This window comes from Stenotrophomonas sp. SMYL11, assembly GCF_036320005.1.
GTDB classification, from domain to species: Bacteria; Pseudomonadota; Gammaproteobacteria; order Xanthomonadales; family Xanthomonadaceae; genus Stenotrophomonas; species Stenotrophomonas maltophilia_A.
In genome coordinates, this window is record NZ_JAWIRS010000021.1 from 52,550 (window position 1) to 68,848 (window position 16,299).

The 16,299-nt window shown below is 66.7% G+C and carries 14 protein-coding genes and 3 tRNA genes; 6 read left to right on the forward strand and 11 right to left on the reverse strand.

What is annotated here, in order from left to right:
• Positions 1-16: 16 nt before the first annotated feature.
• The 5 genes from V3B46_RS20380 to V3B46_RS20400 form a co-directional block, all read right to left on the reverse strand.
• Entirely contained in the window at positions 17-493 is a 477-nt protein-coding gene (locus tag V3B46_RS20380; RefSeq protein WP_106468697.1) for an LEA/WHy family protein, read from the reverse strand.
• A gap of 164 nt (positions 494-657) precedes the next feature.
• The gene (locus tag V3B46_RS20385; RefSeq protein ID WP_125894312.1) at positions 658-1,209 is read right to left on the reverse strand and encodes a lipocalin family protein; all 552 of its coding nucleotides are present in this window, start codon (positions 1,207-1,209) and stop codon (positions 658-660) included.
• A 93-nt stretch (positions 1,210-1,302) separates the two neighbouring features.
• Positions 1,303-1,878, reverse strand: a complete 576-nt coding sequence (locus tag V3B46_RS20390) for a hypothetical protein (protein WP_154264067.1) — start codon at positions 1,876-1,878, stop codon at positions 1,303-1,305.
• 99 nt (positions 1,879-1,977) lie between these two features.
• Positions 1,978-2,053 (reverse strand) — tRNA-Phe (locus V3B46_RS20395).
• A gap of 73 nt (positions 2,054-2,126) precedes the next feature.
• A tRNA-Phe gene (locus V3B46_RS20400) sits at positions 2,127-2,202 on the reverse strand.
• A gap of 334 nt (positions 2,203-2,536) precedes the next feature.
• Between V3B46_RS20400 and V3B46_RS20405 the strand changes: the two genes are divergently transcribed.
• Positions 2,537-3,562 (forward strand): NADP-dependent oxidoreductase, encoded by a 1,026-nt coding sequence (locus V3B46_RS20405; protein ID WP_329892747.1) that lies wholly within the window; start codon positions 2,537-2,539, stop codon positions 3,560-3,562.
• A gap of 37 nt (positions 3,563-3,599) precedes the next feature.
• On the opposite strand, the gene V3B46_RS20410 is transcribed toward V3B46_RS20405, so the two are convergent.
• The gene (locus V3B46_RS20410) at positions 3,600-4,442 is read right to left on the reverse strand and encodes a bifunctional transcriptional activator/DNA repair enzyme AdaA (RefSeq protein WP_154353028.1); all 843 of its coding nucleotides are present in this window, start codon (positions 4,440-4,442) and stop codon (positions 3,600-3,602) included.
• A 132-nt stretch (positions 4,443-4,574) separates the two neighbouring features.
• Here V3B46_RS20410 and V3B46_RS20415 point away from each other — a divergent pair, with 132 nt between their 5' ends.
• The gene (locus tag V3B46_RS20415) at positions 4,575-5,336 is read left to right on the forward strand and encodes an SDR family oxidoreductase (protein WP_032130300.1); all 762 of its coding nucleotides are present in this window, start codon (positions 4,575-4,577) and stop codon (positions 5,334-5,336) included.
• A gap of 6 nt (positions 5,337-5,342) precedes the next feature.
• On the opposite strand, the gene V3B46_RS20420 is transcribed toward V3B46_RS20415, so the two are convergent.
• The gene (locus V3B46_RS20420) at positions 5,343-5,828 is read right to left on the reverse strand and encodes a hypothetical protein (protein ID WP_329892748.1); all 486 of its coding nucleotides are present in this window, start codon (positions 5,826-5,828) and stop codon (positions 5,343-5,345) included.
• 160 nt (positions 5,829-5,988) lie between these two features.
• Here V3B46_RS20420 and V3B46_RS20425 point away from each other — a divergent pair, with 160 nt between their 5' ends.
• Entirely contained in the window at positions 5,989-6,162 is a 174-nt protein-coding gene (locus tag V3B46_RS20425) for a hypothetical protein (RefSeq protein ID WP_197630600.1), read from the forward strand.
• Between the two features lie 62 nt (positions 6,163-6,224).
• Here the strand turns inward: V3B46_RS20425 and V3B46_RS20430 are convergent.
• A tRNA-Ala gene (locus tag V3B46_RS20430) sits at positions 6,225-6,300 on the reverse strand.
• Positions 6,301-6,536: 236 nt separating this feature from the next.
• Between V3B46_RS20430 and V3B46_RS20435 the strand changes: the two genes are divergently transcribed.
• The gene (locus tag V3B46_RS20435; protein ID WP_329892749.1) at positions 6,537-8,867 is read left to right on the forward strand and encodes a TonB-dependent receptor; all 2,331 of its coding nucleotides are present in this window, start codon (positions 6,537-6,539) and stop codon (positions 8,865-8,867) included.
• Between the two features lie 88 nt (positions 8,868-8,955).
• Here V3B46_RS20435 and V3B46_RS20440 read toward each other — a convergent pair whose 3' ends face one another.
• From V3B46_RS20440 to rnd, 3 genes are all read right to left on the reverse strand, one after another.
• On the reverse strand, positions 8,956-11,028 hold the full coding sequence (locus V3B46_RS20440) for a DUF4034 domain-containing protein (protein WP_329892750.1): 2,073 nt from the start codon (positions 11,026-11,028) through the stop codon (positions 8,956-8,958).
• A 119-nt stretch (positions 11,029-11,147) separates the two neighbouring features.
• On the reverse strand, positions 11,148-11,879 hold the full coding sequence (locus V3B46_RS20445) for a hypothetical protein (protein ID WP_154264063.1): 732 nt from the start codon (positions 11,877-11,879) through the stop codon (positions 11,148-11,150).
• Positions 11,880-12,083: 204 nt separating this feature from the next.
• Entirely contained in the window at positions 12,084-13,163 is a 1,080-nt protein-coding gene (gene rnd / locus V3B46_RS20450) for a ribonuclease D (RefSeq protein WP_164171714.1), read from the reverse strand.
• Between the two features lie 84 nt (positions 13,164-13,247).
• Between rnd and V3B46_RS20455 the strand changes: the two genes are divergently transcribed.
• Together V3B46_RS20455 and V3B46_RS20460 are read left to right on the forward strand one after the other, a co-directional pair.
• Entirely contained in the window at positions 13,248-15,134 is a 1,887-nt protein-coding gene (locus V3B46_RS20455; RefSeq protein ID WP_329892751.1) for a formylglycine-generating enzyme family protein, read from the forward strand.
• Between the two features lie 89 nt (positions 15,135-15,223).
• The gene (locus tag V3B46_RS20460) at positions 15,224-16,120 is read left to right on the forward strand and encodes a M48 family metallopeptidase (protein ID WP_049401698.1); all 897 of its coding nucleotides are present in this window, start codon (positions 15,224-15,226) and stop codon (positions 16,118-16,120) included.
• Positions 16,121-16,299: the final 179 nt, after the last annotated feature.

Sequence of the window (16,299 nt, forward strand, 5' to 3'; positions counted from 1 at the left end):
CGGCGGAAAGCGGGAGTCAGCGCAGCACGCCCGGCAGGCCCGGGGCCTGGTTGAGGGTGCTGCGGCTGCTGATGTCGAAGCTGCGCTGCTTCTTTTCCTGCGGCGTGGCCGCCACCGTTCCCTTCAGGCCATAGGCCAGGGTGCGGTTGCCGGCCAGCGCGTCGGCCACTACCAGGCGTGCGGCCGAGCTGGGCACGAGGTCGACATTGATGACATCGGCGGAAGTGCCGCCGATGGAAATGCCCGGCTTGGCCTGCAGGGTGCCGGCGTCGCTGTCGCCGACGGTCAGCGCCAGCGCGACGTCATCGAAGGTCATGGGCATGGAGCTGTAGTTCTGCAGGCGCAGGGCCACGGTCCAGTTGCCGTCGGCGCGCACGGTCAGCTGCTGCAGGCTGGCCGCCGGTTCCGAAACACGCTTGACGATGCCGTTGCCACAGGCGGCAAGGGCGAGGGTGCTCAGGACGATCAAGGCGATACGGAAACGGTGGAGCATGGGCGCAGGTCCTCTGGAGGCGGTGCGTTGGAGTAAGCATACTACGGCGTATGGTCGTTTGGATCGCCTGTGGCGAGCCGTCGCAGAGGGTAGCGCGTGAAGATGGCGGCCGGGCGTGCGCGGCGCCGGATGGCGCGCGCGTGGTGCGCCGGATGCGGCGCGGCTCAGTCGGCGGGCGTATCGCGAATCGGAGCCATCAGGCGCAGTGGGCCGAGGTCGTAGCCCATCGTCTCGGCTTTCTCTTTCAACTGTTCGAACCGGGCGCGATCCATTTCCGGCAGGCGCGAGAGGATCCACAGGTACTTACGGTCCGGCTCACCGACCAACGCCCACTGATAGTCCGGGTCCAGTGCCAGCACCCAGTAGTCGGCCCAGACCAGTGGCACCCAGCTCAGCCAGTCCGGCACGAAGCGCACCTGCAACTGGCCGGGATGGCCGGCAACCGGGCGCGCCACGCCTTCAGCAACCACGCGTTCGCCATCGCCGTTGCGGCAGGCATTGGTGACACTGATGCGGCCATCGCGGCGCAGCCCGTAGTTGGCGGTGATCTCGCCGACACACTGCTTCTGGAACGACACCGGCAGGTGCGCGATCTCGTGCCACTGGCCTGCATAGCGGTCGATGTCCAGCGTGTCGACTGCGCGCACCGGCTCGGCGGCGATCACCGGGGAGGCGGCCAGCAGCAGGCAGGCGAGCAGGGCGGGGCGCAGAGGCATCGGCGTACTCCGGTCAGGAGTCCTGAGCTTAGGCGAGCGGCCACGGGCGCGTGTAAAGGTTCCATGCGCCGGCACCATTGCCGTCGTCAGGGGCTACTGCTCGAACGGGCGTTGACTGCGTTCGTCGCCGTCAAAGGTAAGTGTCCGCGTATGCAACGTGCCGCTGCTCATATCCCATTTGAAGGTGTCCAGCCCTCCGCCGCCAGTTCCCTTGGAATGCAGGCGTACTGCGCCGCGGGTCAGATTGTCGGTCAGCAGCAGTTGCGCGGAGCCGTCGGCGTCCACACGGAGTCCGGCCCGGTCCCGCCACCGGTCCTCGCCCTGTCCCTTCGGGGCGTCCAGAGCAAGAGCGACGCTGTTGTCCTCGAACGTGCTCAGGCCGCCTCGCTCGGCGCCGGAAGCGTCGAAAATCAGGATGCCGGCAGCGCGGCTTCGTCGCCCTTCTTCTACGCTGTCCTGGCCAATCTCCACCCGTACCACGCCGTGCTCGTCGAGTACCCGCAGCTGCCGCGTGCTCAAAAGATCGACGTGTAATGGGGCATCGCGCTGCGGAAGCAGCCAGGCCGTGACTGCGGCCAAGCCAAGCAACAATACGGACAGCCCGGCAACCAGCCATTGCAGGCGTCGCAGCGATTGCTGTAGTTGGGACAGGGAAGGGGTGTCATCCATGTCATCAGTGCTCCATGCAGTGAACCAAGGACGGTACTACAGAGACGGCAGGCACGGTCGCGAAAAAAAAAGACCTGCATTTCTGCAGGTCTCTGAAGATGGTGGCCGAAGACGGAATCGAACCGCCGACACGGGGATTTTCAATCCCCTGCTCTACCAACTGAGCTACTCGGCCAAATTGTGTGGCAACCGTGATCAAACCCGGTTTCCGGAAAAAAAAGCCCCGCATTTCTGCAGGCCTTCGAAAGTGGTGGCCGAAGACGGAATCGAACCGCCGACACGGGGATTTTCAATCCCCTGCTCTACCAACTGAGCTACTCGGCCACGTGTTTCGTTGCAGCGAGGTCGCTGCCAAGGACGCGTATATTACGGAGGTTGGCTGCCTTCGGCAAGCGTTTTGCCAAGATTTCTTCACATTGCCGTCTGCGCGCTCGCAAGTGCTTGATCCTCCATTGTGGGGCAGGGCGTGGCCAGTCGATCATCGTCTGCGATGGAAATCAGCAGATCGCCGCGATCGCCAAAGCCGCAAGGGCAAGGGCTGCGCCGGACCCGTGCCGGTCCGGGCAATGGAACGCTGTTTTCGTGGCCGCCATCGGGGATGGCTGCGGCGTAGTGTCGGCACTCCTTTCCTGATGCTGGCAACAGCAGAGACCTGGCCATGTCCGATCCCTCGACCACCTCCCGCATCGTGCTTGCGTCGCGTCCGCAGGGGGCGCCACGTGCAGCCAACTTCCGCCTGGAACAGGTTGCGTTGCCGTCATTGGCCGATGGCGAGGTGCTGCTGCGCAACCGCTGTCTGTCGCTGGACCCGTACATGCGTGGACGCATGGACGAGGGCCCATCGTATGCCGCGCCGGTGGCGGTGGGCGCGGTGATGGAAGGGCAGACCGTGGCCGAGGTGCTGCAGTCCAACGCCGAGGGCGTAGCCGCAGGTGAGCTGGTGCTGGCGCCGGGGGGCTGGCAGACCCACGCGGTGCTGCCGGCCAAGGTACTGGGGCGCCGCCTGGACCCGGCCGGACTGCCGCTGAGTACCGCGCTGGGCGTGTATGGCATGCCCGGCTTCACCGCCTATTCCAGCCTGCATGAAATCGCCCGATTGAAACCGGGTGAGACGCTGGTAGTGGCTGCCGCGACCGGGCCGGTGGGCGCGACCGTGGCCCAGCTGGCCAAGCTGCAGGGCGCGCGCGTGGTCGCCATCGCCGGCGGCGAAGCCAAGCGTGCCTATCTGCAGACGCTGGGCGTGGACGTGGCGCTGGATCATCGCGCCGCGGATTTCGCCGCGCAGCTGCGTGCGGCGGTGCCCAGGGGTATCGACGTGTATTTCGAGAACGTGGGCGGGCACGTGCTGGATGCAGTGCTGCCGCTGCTCAACGACTTCGCCCGCATTCCGGTGTGCGGCACCATCGCCACCTACAACGAGCAGGGCGTCGAGCAGCCCGGCCCGGACCGGTTGCCCGCGCTGTTCAGCCAGATCCTGCGCCAGCGCCTGACCGTGCGTGGTTTCATCGTGCACGACTTCAACCACCTGTGGCCGGAGTTCGAACGCGAGATGCCGCAATGGCTGCGCGACGGCCGCATCCAGTACCGCGAGGATGTGGTGGAAGGGCTGGAGAATGCGCCGGAGGCGTTCTTCGGGCTGTTGCAGGGGCGCAACTTCGGCAAGCTGGTGGTGAAGCTGGATTGAGGGCTTGGCGGTGTGCCGACCATGGTCGGCACCCACTTCAGGCAGTCGAGGCCTTTTCCCGGCGCAGCAGTTCGCGCTTGCGCGCTACGCCCCACGCATAACCGGACAGGTCGCCATCGCGGCGCACCACGCGGTGGCAGGGCACGGCCACCGCCAACGGATTGCTTGCGCATGCGCGTGCGACGGCACGGCTCGAGCGCGGCGCACCGATACGCGCGGCGATATCTGCATACGAGGCAGTGTGCCCACGTGGGATTTGCTGCAGCGCTTGCCATACACGTTGCTGGAATGCGGTGCCACGGATATCCAGCGGCAGCGTAGCGCCTCGCGAAGGATCCTCGACCAGGCCCACCACCTGTGCCACCAGTTGTTCATAGCCCTGGTCGGCGCCGACCAGTTCGGCCTGGCGGAAGCGTTGCTGCAGCGACTGCAGCAGTGTCTCCGGATCGTCGCCGAGCAGGATCGCGACCACGCCGGTCCCGCTGCTGGCCACCAGCACGCTGCCAAGGGAACTTTCGGCAAGCGCGAAGTGGATGACTTCGCCGCGCCCCCCTGCACGCCATTGCTTGGGCGTCATGCCCAGTAACTTCGGTGCGTTCTCGTAGAAGCGTCCACTGGAACCGAAGCCAGCATCGTGGAAGGCGTCGGTGATGCGTTCCTGTTGTTCCAGCCCGGTGCGCAGGCGGTCGGCGCGCAGCGCTGTGGCGTACTGCTTGGGAGTCAGCCCGGTGGCCTGCTTGAACAGGCGATGCAGGCGCGTCGGGCTGCAGCCAGCGATATCGGCCAGCTCCTGCAGCGAGGGTTCGTCGAGGCTGGTCTGCAGGTGGCGGCAGACCCGTACGACGCGGGCATCGAGGGCGGTGGTGGCGGTACTGTCCATGGCCGGATTCTGGCACGTGCCGGTGCTGCGGAAACTCCGTTTCCTGCACTCATCTGTGAGGCCCGGAAACGGAGTGTTGGCGGGCCGAAGGCACGGCATCGTGGCGGCCACTTCACAACCGGTACCACGACCATGCGCCTGAACAACAAGATCGCTCTCATCACTGGTGCCAGCGCCGGTATCGGCCGCGCCAGCGCGCTGCGCTTCGCTGCCGAAGGAGCAAAGCTGGTGCTCAACGCACGGCGGCCGGAGCCGCTGCAGGCGCTGGCCGAGCAGATTCGCGCTGCCGGTGGCGAAGCCGTGGTGCATGCCGCCGACGTGGCCAACCCCGGCACGGCGCAGGCACTGGTCGATCTGGCCCAGCAGTCCTTCGGCGGCCTGGACATCGCCCTCAACAATGCCGGCATGCTCGGCCCGGGCGTGCCGGCGGCGGAGTTTCCGGTGGATGCCTGGCGCGAGGTGATGGCCACCAATCTCGACGCCGCCTTCCATGCCGCACGCGCGCAGTTGCCGGCACTGCTGGCGCGCGGCGGAGGCTCGCTGGTGTTCGTCGGTACCTTCGTCGGCCACACCGTGGGATTCCCGGGCATGGCGGCCTATGCGTCAAGCAAGGCCGGGCTGATCGGCCTGAGCCAGGTGATCGCCGCCGAATACGGTGCGCGCGGCGTGCGCAGCAACGTGCTGCTGCCCGGTGGCACCGATACGGAGATGGGCCGGCAGGCCGCACCGACCGGCGATGCCCGCGACTTCGTGCGCTCGCTGCACGCACTGAAGCGCCTCGCCGAGCCGGAGGAGATCGCCAATGCGGCGCTGTTCCTGGCCAGCGATGAGAGCAGTTTCGTTACTGGTACCGCGATGCGCGTGGAGGGTGGGGTGTCGATCACCCGTACCTGAGCGCGGTCACGTGCGTGGTGAGTAGCGAATGCCGCTGCTGGCCATGAAGCCTCTCGGATCGAATCGGGCCCAGGCTTCGCCCCAGTCGAACCGGGCTTGGCCGCCGCTCAGCTTGCGACCCAGCGCCGCACCCAGCGTGCGGCGCATGAAGGCGACTTCGGCATCGATCGCGGCCTGGGTCGGCCAGCCGTCTTCCAGTGTCGCACCAGGCAGACTGACGCCCATCGTCACCATGTCGAGCTGTTGCCCGTGGAAGCACAGGCTGATGCCAGCGGGCGCACCACCCAGGCTGAGCCGGTGCAGGCTGAGCCAGTGATAGCCGGTGCCGACGTCGCGCTCGCCACTTACCAAGACGGCAAATCCGATGCGCGCTTCATCCAGTGAGAGGGTGGGGCAGATCAAGGCCGGCAGGTCGCCGAGCCGGAGGCTGCCGTCGGTCGCATCGAGGATCATCGGCACGGCGTGTGCTGTATGCTGGACAGAAGAGGGCATGGTGCACCCGGTATGCATAGTGCGTCGGATTCTGGATGCACCTTGCCGATGGCTGCAAGCCGCGGGCTGCACACAGCGTTCGCACCAAACTGACTGGAGACTTACCCGATCCGCTCTAGCGTGGAGGCAGCGTCGGCCCCCGCCGACGAGGGAGTTTTCGATGAGCGAGCACGATAAAGACCACGGCGACCCGAAGCAGGGCATCCAGGAAAGCCGCCAGGACAGGAAGCAGGACGACGTGGCCAAGCAGCGGCCGGGGCAGCGCGATCAACAGGTGCGCGATACGCACTCGCGCAGCCCGCAGCGCAAGGACGGCGGCGAGGAGCCGGCCTGAGCCGCGGGCGCTGAAAAGAAAAAACCCGCAGATCACGGAGATCTACGGGTTCTTCTGAATAGTGGTGGAGCCAAGGAGGATCGAACTCCTGACCTCGTCATTGCGAACGACGCGCTCTCCCAGCTGAGCTATGGCCCCACGGCAGGGCTTCAGTCTAGCCAAGCGCTTGCCCCTTGCCAAGCCGATCAAGGAATTTCATATCGAGACATGCGGCACATCAGCAGCTGACTGTGCCGAAACCGCTTGTTTCGATGGGCTTGAGCCTCGCGCAACGAAATCGTAACAATTTGGGGGATAATGGCGGCTTGCGCAGCTTTCCTCCTTTTTGCCGCCCGGCTCGCGCAGGCCGCACGGACGCCTCCTCAGAGCATTTCATGCCCTCCCATTCCGATTCCCGCCGCCTGTCGGGTATGTCGTCTTCCTTTGTTTCCTTCCGCCGCCATCCGCTGGCCCTGGCCTGTGCCGGCCTGGCCCTGGTCGGCAGCTTCGGTGCCGCCGCGCAGGACAGCGCGCCGACCCCGACTGGCCTGGACACGATCACCGTGACCGCCGAACACCGTGAGCAGAACCTGCAGGAAGTGCCGGTCTCGGTGGGCGTGGTGCAGGGCGAGCGCATGCGCGACTTCGCCGCCGGCGGCGACGACACTCTGCTGGCGCTGTCCGGCCGCGTGCCGAGCCTGTATGCGGAAACCACCACCGGTCGCATCTTCCCGCGCTTCTACATCCGTGGCCTGGGCAACATCGACTTCTACCTGGGTGCCTCGCAGCCGGTGTCGATCATCCAGGACGACGTGGTGCTGGAACACGTGGTGCTGAAGTCCAACCCGGTCTATGACGTGGACCAGGTGGAAGTGCTGCGCGGCCCGCAGGGCTCGCTGTTCGGCCGCAACACCACCGCCGGCATCATCAAGTTCGACACCCTGAAGCCGACCCAGGATTACACCGGCCGCGTCAGCGCCAGCTACGCGACCTACAACAGCGTGTCGATCGACGGCGGCTTCGGTGGCCCGATCAACGATATCGCTTCGTTCCGCGTGTCGGCCCTGTACCAGCACCGCGACGACTACGTCGACAACACCTACAAGGGCCCGAGTGCCGACGGCACGGTCAGCCCGAAGAAGAACGCCATGGGCGGCTTCGATGACCGCAACGTGCGCGCGCAGTTGCTGCTGACCCCGAGCGACCAGTTCTCGATCCTGGCCTCGGCCCACGCCCGCGACTACGAAGGCACCTCGACCCTGTTCCTGCGCGGTGCGCTGACCAAGGGCTCGAACAAGACCGACGTGCCGCGCGATCAGGTCGCCTACGACGAAGCCGACAACAACCCGCAGGCCTACAAGACCTACGGCGGCTCGGTGAAGGCACGCTACGACTTCGGTGCGATCGACTTCACTTCGATCACCGCCTACGAAACCACCTCCGGTTACAGCCGTGGCGACACCGACGGTGGTGCCGCGGTGAACTTCCCGGTCAACGGCGTGCCGAACGGCTACGGCCAGTCGATGGGCCGCATCCGTGATCTGGACCAGTGGACCCAGGAATTCCGCCTGGCCAGCCATGACGACAGCGCCCTGCAGTGGCAGGCCGGTGCGTTCTACTTCAACGGCAGCGACACCACCGACTTCTACCAGCGTGCATGGTTCCTGCAGGGCGCGGCCCGCAACCCGAACAACTGGGTGCGCCTGCGCAACAAGAACACCTCGTGGGCCGGTTTTGGCCAGCTGAGCTACGCCTTCACCGACAAGTTCACCGTAACCGCCGGCCTGCGCCAGACCAAGGACGAGAAGCACACCCGCCTGCTGAAGACCGCGGACACCGCTGCCGGCGTGGTCACCTACAAGGGCCGCACCGACGTCAAGATGTCCGACACCACCCCGAGCTGGGATCTGAGCGCGATGTACCAGATCACGCCGGACGTGAGCGTCTACGCCAAGGTCGCACGCGGCTTCCGCGGCCCGACCATCCAGGGCCGTTCGGCGGTGTTCAATGCCGATTTCACCACCGCCGATTCCGAGACGATCCTGTCCTGGGAAGCGGGCGTGAAGAGCAGCCTGTGGGACAACCGCCTGCGCCTGAACGCCACCGCGTTCACCTACACCGTCAACGACATCCAGCTCAACGGCAACGATTCGGACGGCAACGGCGTGCTGTTCAACGCCGACAAGGCCAAGGCTTACGGTTTCGAAGCGGACATGGAGCTGCGCCCGATCCCGAACCTGACCCTGAGCGCCGGCCTGAGCCTGCTGCACAGCGAGATCAAGGACAAGCGCGTCTACGCGCAGGTCTGCGGCCTCAACGGCCAGGTGGTCTGCACCGTCGGCGATCCGACCATCAAGGTCGGTGCCAACACCTTCGCCCAGATCGACGGCAACCCGCTGCCGAACGCGCCGAAGTACAACGTCAACCTCGCAGCACGCTACGACTTCCCGGTCAGCGATGCCGGCACCATGTTCGTCTCCACCGACTGGAACAAGCAGGGTTACACCAGCTTCGTGCTGTACGACAGCAAGGAGTTCAACTCCAAGGGTGACTTCGAGGGGGGCCTGAAGATCGGCTACTCGGGCGACTACGGTGCCTACGAAGTGGCACTGTTCGCGCGCAACATCACCAACGAGAAGAACCTCAAGGGTGTGATCGAGAACTACATGGCCGCGGTCTACAACGAGCCGCGCACCGTCGGTGTCTCGCTGAACATGAACTGGTAATGCGCTGTCGCGATGGCGGGCCAGCCTGCCATCGCACTGCCTGAATCAAGAGGGCGGCCCGGTGATCCGGGCCGCCCTTTTCGTTGCGTCAGACCGCGGTGAGGTCGCTGTCCTGGCTGCGCTGGCCGAAGGTCAGGGCCCAGGTGGCGCTGTCCACCTGCTGGCGGTCCTGTTCCTGCTGCTTGCGTGCGCGGCTGGCACCGAACCAGCGGCCCTCGCCGTTGATCAGCGGCGCCATGCGCACCACGTCCACATACTCCGGATCGATCTCGCTGGCGCGCTGCAGCCAGGTCAGCGCCAGGAACGCATTGGCCGGGACGCCGTTGCCGAAGTGGTAGATGTCGGCCAGGTAACCGGCGGCCCACAGCTTGTCGTCGTCATCGCCGCGCCACCACAGCGGAATCAACGCACGCTCCACCGCTTCGCGCTTGTGCGCGTCGTTCTGGCCGTCCAGGGCCAGGCAGGCCAGGTTGCGGCAGGTCGGGCCCCATACGCGTTCACCGGCTTCGGCGTCCTGCAGGCAGCGCAGGTACAGCTCTCTAGCGCGCGCTTCGTTGTCGGCGCCACCGGCAGCGACCAGGCGCACGCCGAGGTTGTAGGTGGCGATCAGGTCGCCGCCTTCCACGGCGCGCTCCTGCCAGTACGCTGCCTTCTCTGCATCGACGAACTGCGGTTGGTCGCGTCCCCCCAGGCGGCCCTTGTACAGGTCGCACAGTGCGGACATCGCACCGGCGTCGCCGTCGTCGGCCATGCGCTGCAACAGCGACAGGCCTGCGGCCTGCGAGACATCGCAGAACAGGTTGGCCGCGAACGTGACCGCAGAGGTGTTCTCCTGCGGTCCCAGTTTCAATGCGCGCTGCAGCAAGGGCGCAGCGCGTACCGGACCGGCGGTCTGGCCAAGCAGCCCATGCTCGATGGCCGTCGCGGCCCAGAGCAGGCCGATCGCTGAATCGCCTTCGCGTGCGGCGTAGTCCACCACCTGGGCGAACAGCGCTTCGGCACCATCGACATGGGCAAACCAGGTGCAGGCTTCGAGATTGCTGAGGCCTTCATGCAGGACCATGTCGCGGTCCAGCGTCCAGGCCTGCTGCAGATCCTCGAACACCGCCTGCATATGCTGGGCGTCCCATCGGACATCGTTCTCGACATCCTCATCGCGGCCGAGCCGATAGCGCAGCCCGGCACGCTGGGTCAGGACCTCCGCGCGCAGGTTGCGGTCCAGGTGCCAGTCGAGGATCTGCGTGTACGCCCGCTCGTGCGCCGCTACGGTTTCGCTGTCATCGCGCTGTGGCAGCTCGGCCAGCCAGTCCTGTGCCTTGCGCCAGCGCAGTGCATTGCTCTGCGCCAGGTCGAGGCCGCGGCACCAGCTGCCCTCGATGAAGGCTTCCATCGCTTCGTGGCTGCCACCCCAGCGCGGGTACAGGAAGTACAGGGTGTCTTCCAGCGTGCTCGGATCGTCGGGGCGCTGTTCCAGCACCAGGCGCATCCAGTACGCCAGCGGCGCATCGAAGTCGTCCTGGCTGCGGTCGTGCAGCAGCGGCGGCAGGCTGTCGGGCAGGTCCTGCAGCGGTGCACCGAAGCGCGACAGAAGCTGAAGCGCCTGCGGCCACGCCTGCGGATAATGTTCAGCCAATGCAGCTTCGTCAGACTGCGCTGGCTGCCCGGCCTGCAGCGCGAGCAGCCAGTTCGGCTCGCGCAGGTAGCTGGTGATGCGCTTGATGCCATCCAGCGCCAGTGCCGGGCGCGACGACAGCGGGATCGCCTGCAGGTAGGCGTGCACGGCGTGGTCGCGGGCCAGTTGCGCGGCCAGCCACTGGCTGTCCTCCACCAGTGCGGCCACGTCGGCGCTGCGCAGTTCGCCGGCAGCATCCTGCCAGCACGCACCCACGCGCAGCCAGGCGTAGTAGCTGTGTGGTGCGGCGGCGACCCATCGCTGTGCCTGCTGCAGGCGCTCATCAAGCGTCAGGACCTTGTCCTGCAGGTTGCGCAGGCGCCAGCGGATGCCGGGCAACGCATTCTTTCCCTGCAGCCAGGCCTGCTCATGTGGAGCAAGCAACGCATCCAGTTCGGCATAGCGCCGTTCCTGCAGCGCAGTGCGCGCCTGCACGCGCCAGGCAAGGTCTTCGGGGGAAAGCCCGTCTTTTGCAAATCCGTTTGTCATTGCTGCAATCCAGCGAGTACGAGGCTGGACATTAGAAGCGCGGTCGTCAGCGGCGGCAAGCAGGACATGCGGCTGCCGTGTCGGTGGCATTCAGCAGAAGGCTTGCCTGAGGCAGAGATTCAATCCGGATCGGCTGCATCATCGTGCAAGGCTTCTCCGTGGACCTGGTAACCCGCTGCACGCAGATGTTCCGGCCAGGGCGGCGTCGCCATTTCCTCCAGTGCCATCGACAGCCGCGAGGCGAGATGCAGGGGGGGCGAATCCACCCAGTCAAGATAGGCGTCGCTGTGGATGAGTGCGCGCAGCGCGGCGCGGTCGTGCCATTGGGAAGTCGGCAGCAAGGTGAATCCCGTCACCCGGAACAGGCGTTCGCGTTGCGGATCGTCCATGTGCAGCGGAAATGCAAGCAGCAGCTCGGGCCGGTAGGCGAGGGTACCCTGGCCCTGTCTCCACGCCTCGATTCCGGCGCGATCCACGCCGGGCACGGCGCCGTCCAGGGCCAGCCCGCCACCGGCTTGGAAATAGCCGTGCATCAGGGCATGCGGATGCAGCCAGGGTTCGAGCTTGTCCTGCTCGCTGGCAGCGGGGTCCTGTTCGATCAGGCGTGCCGACAGCGTGAGGTAGTGAACCGAACGGGCGAGATCCAGCCCGCCCGTCAGTGCCGCGTAGGCGTTTAGCTGGCTGCTGCGATCCATGCAGGGGTGCTGCTGCGCGTCGTCGGCGACCTGCTGCGCGAGAGCGAGGTAACGTTCTGCCCCTTGTGGATCCTTGAACAGCGCACGGTAGCGCTGTGGTTCCCGCATCACTTCGATGGCGGCCTCACGATCGCCACGCGACAGCGCATCGCGCATGTACTCGAGTGTCTCCACTACGGAAACTCCAGAGGAGGATGGACAGGAGGCCGGGTACGCTGCTGTGACCGTGACGGTGCTGCTGGCCAGCAGTAGCGAGCCGATCATCCATCGTGACATGCCGGAAGAGGGCCATGCAGGCATGCAGCAACGTCCTTGTCGAGCATTGGCAGGGCCGCCCCGTGAGGCGGCCAAAGCGGGTTGCTAGTTCGCCGGCAACAGTGCCTGCAGTCGCGATTCCAGTTCCTGCTGGCGCCAGCCGGCCAGTGCTGCCGGCCATTGGCGGCGTTCCAGATAGCTTTCCAGGTGCTTGCGCGAGGCAAGGATGCCATCTGGCAGTCCCAGCTCGCGGCTGCGTTCGGCCACGGCATCCTGCAGCTTCTTCAGCGCCTGCTTGTTGCTGTCGTTGGCAGGTAGCGCCAGAGGTGCCCCGGCCTCATCGGCCAGCGGTGTGGACAGCGCCTGCCAGACCGCACCGGCCAGCTTGCGCGGTGCCTTCGGGAACTGCTCGAACAGCTTGCCCAGCGCAGCCTCGTCGGCCGGTGGCGTGCGCGCCAGGGTGGCGGCCAGTTCGTTGTCCAGGATCCAGCTTCGCGGGCGGTCGCTGTTGCGTGCCTGCACATCACGCCAGCGCAGCAGGCGCAGCAGGCGGTGCTGTGCGGCCGCGTCGAGGAACTGCGCCGAGCGCATCGCCAGATGCGGCCAGCGGTCTTCGTCATTGGCGACGCTGGCCAGCAGGCGCTCGCCATCGTCGTGCAGCCACTGCTGGCGGCCGAGTACCTGCAGCTTGGCATCAATGGCGTCATGCAGCGCGAACAGGTGCTCGACGTCGTCGGCTGCATACTGCAGCTGCGACTCCGAAAGCGGGCGGCGCATCCAGTCCGAACGGGTTTCGCCCTTGGCCAGGGCGACGCCGGTGATTTCCGCCACCAGCTTCTGGTAGCCCATGCCGCCGCCGATGCCGGCCAGCGCAGCACCGATCTGGGTGTCGAACAGCGGCCGTGGCAGCACGCCGCACGCCCACTTGAAGGCGACCAGGTCTTCGCTGGCGCTGTGCATCACCTTGGTGATGGATTCATCGGCCAGCCACGGCGCCAGCGCCTCGGTCATGCCGGGAATCAGCGGGTCGATCAGCAGGATGTCCTGCCCGACCGCCATCTGCACCAGGGCCAGCTGCGGCCAGAAGGTGCGTTCACGGATGAATTCGGTATCCAGGCCGATGCGGGTCGGGCGCTGCTGGAAGTACGCATCCAGCTCGGCGGGGGTGGTGATCCAGGTTGCCACGGGTCAGGGCCTACTACTCGGGTTTGCTCAGGCAGGGGAGAATAGCCTAACGTCGGTGCGCGTCCGTGCCGAAGGAGGCTCTGCTTGCGTTTTTCGTTGTCGCCCGTGCTGTGCACCGCCCTGGCCTTGGCCCTGGCCGGCTGCACGCCGTCGCCCCCCACGGCAACGGACCGGAGTGCCGGGGAACAGGCGCGCCCCTTCGCGGACGCTGACAGCGACGAGCGCCCGCAGGCCGGGCAGGGCAGCGTGACCATCGCCGGTGAGGATGCCGCCGAGGATGTACAGCAGTGGACGCCACCGCGGGTGGACCGCCAGGGGCGCAGCCTGGCCCAGTTGCGCCGCGCCGCCGAGCAGGCGTTCGCCGAAGGACGGCTCTATGAGGATGCCGATGCCGCCATCCCGCTGTGGCTGGCGGTACAGGAAGAGGACCCGGATGACCGCCAGGCCCGCCAAGGCCTGCAGCGCACCCGCCAGCGCCTGCAGCAGCAGGCGGATGCGTTGCTGGTGCGGCCGCTGAAGCAGCGCGAGGCGCTGGCCGAGGCCAGCCGCCAGGCGCTGGTGCTGCTGACCCTGGCGCCGAAGGAGGAGAAGGTGCGCGCACTGCAGGGACGGGTGGAGCTTGCCCAGCGGGTGGTGGCCTATAACCGCGCCGGCGAAGAGGACCTGCGCTCGGACCGGATCGGCGAGGACGGGGACGGGGCCATTGGCAACTTCCGCGAGGCACTGGCACTGGATGAGAACAACAGTCGCGCACGGCAGGGGCTGGCCGCCGCCGAAAGCGGACTGATCCGCCGCGCCGAAGACGCGGCACGCACGCGCGATTTCGCCAGCGCCGGCACCTGGCTGGCCGAAGCGAGCAAGGTGCGCGACTCGTCGCCCACCATCGCCGACGCGTTCGAGCGCATCGAGCAGATCCGTGCGGCGGCATTGCTGCAGCTGCGCGATGACGGCCTGCGCGACCTGTCCACGCCGCAGGGCCTGAAGCCGGCGCGCGAGAAACTGGCCGAGGCCCTGCGCATAGCCCTGCCGGGAGACGCGGTGGTGGCCCAGCTGCGTGAGCGTATCGACCTGGCCACCCACTACGGCAGCTTCCGCCCGGGCCAGGTGTTCAGCGACGCCATGCGCGATGGCGGACGCGGGCCGCAGATGGTGGTGGTGCCGCATGGCGGTTTCCAGATGGGCGCCGGCGATGCCGAGCCGGGTTCAAGCGATGCCGAGCGACCATCGCACTATGTGCGCTTTGATCGAGGCTTTGCGATGGCGATCACCGAGGTCACGGTCAGCGATTTCCAGCGCTACGTGAAGGCGACCAATGCGCGCCCCCGGGCGACGCGGCGCGGCCATTCGGTGGTCTATGACGAACGCAGCGGCAACTTCATCCGCCGCAGCGGGGTGGACTGGCGCTCGGATTACGACGGTGGCCGCGCGATGGCCAATTCGCCGGTGATGCACGTCAGCATCCGCGATGCCGAAAACTATGCGGCGTGGTTGTCCGAGCAGACCGGGCGCAGCTACCGGTTGCCCAGTGAAGCAGAGTTCGAGTACGCGCTGCGCGGTGGCAGCAGTGGTCGCTACCCCTGGGGCGATGCCGGCACGCCGCCGCCGGGCAGTGGTAATTTCACCGGCAGCAAGGACGTGTCGCCGTCCGGGCGGCATTGGCACAACGCCTTCATCGGCTATGGCGATGGCTGGTGGGGGCCGGCACCGGTAGGGAGTTTCCAGGCCAATGCCTTCGGCCTGCACGACATGGGCGGCAATCTCAGCGAATGGGTGGCCGATTGCTGGCATGCCAGCTACCGGCGCGCGCCCTCCGATGGCGCTGCCTGGTTCAACCCGGGCTGCCGCGCACGGGTGATCCGGGGTGGCAACTGGGCCAATGCGCCGGAGCAGACCCGTGCCGCCTGGCGGCAATCCCAGGACTCGGATACCACCAACGCGCGCATCGGCTTCCGCCTGGTACGTGGCATCTGATCGGCGGCCGGCTTCACCCGCTGCGGGCATCGGCGCACTAAGATTGCGCCGTGCCCGCCGGCCGGCGGGGCCTGCTGGAAGCCGACCCGATGCGCAATGATCCCTTCTCCCGCTCGCCGCAAGGCCCGCAACGGCGCGGCCTGTTCGGCAACATCCGCTGGTGGGTGCTGTTGCTGGCCGCCGGCTATGCGGTCTTCTACTGGTTTTCCAACCGCACGGTGGATCCGTATACCGGCGAGAAGGTGATGATCGACAGCAGCCTGGATGCGCGGCAGGAGACTGCTTTGGGGCTGCAGGCCTACCAGCAGATCCTGTCGCAGGAACGGCCGATGGATCCCAATGCGCCGATCGCGCGCGATGTGCGCGACATTGCCCAGCGGCTGATTGCCAAGGTCGATGTGGTGGAGACCGCGCTGGCCCAGGAGCACGGCGTGCAGCCGGCGCATTTCGCACGGGATTTCCAGTGGGAAGTGAATGTGATCCCGTCCGAGCAGGCCAATGCGTTCTGCCTGCCGGGCGGCAAGATGGCGGTCTACACCGGGCTGGTGCCGGTGGCGCGCACCCGTGATGCGATGGCGGTGGTGATGGGCCATGAGATTGCCCACGCGCTGCTGCGCCACGGTGCACAGCGCATGGCCCAGCAGAAGCTGACCCAGATCGGGCAGGTGGCCGGCGCCGCCAGCGGCATGGATGCGCAGCAGCAACAGATGATGATGTCGGCGATGGGTTATGGGTACCTGCTGCCGTATGCGCGCAGCCACGAGACGCAGGCCGATGAAGTGGGGCTGATGCTGGCCGCAGCGGCGTGCTTCGATCCACGCGAGGCGGTGCCGCTGTGGCAGCGCATGGGCCAGGCCAGCGGTGGCCAGTCGCCACCGGAGTTTTCCTCGACCCACCCGAACCCGGGTACCCGCATCCAGAACCTGCAGGCGCTGATGCCGAAGGCACTCGAGTACCGGCAGAAATTCTGCGAGCAGGCAAAGTAGAGGGTTGTTCGGCAGGGCTTGCAGCCCTGCACCTGCGCTACAAGCCAGAGCATGAGCAACAGCAACAGCGTGCATTCCGTGGGATGGCGGGGTGGGTCCGGTTGCGGGAGACGCCGTAAACCCGTCCATGGGGGCTTGGCCGCGGCATCCATGCCGCGGACACTCCCGCAACCGGACCC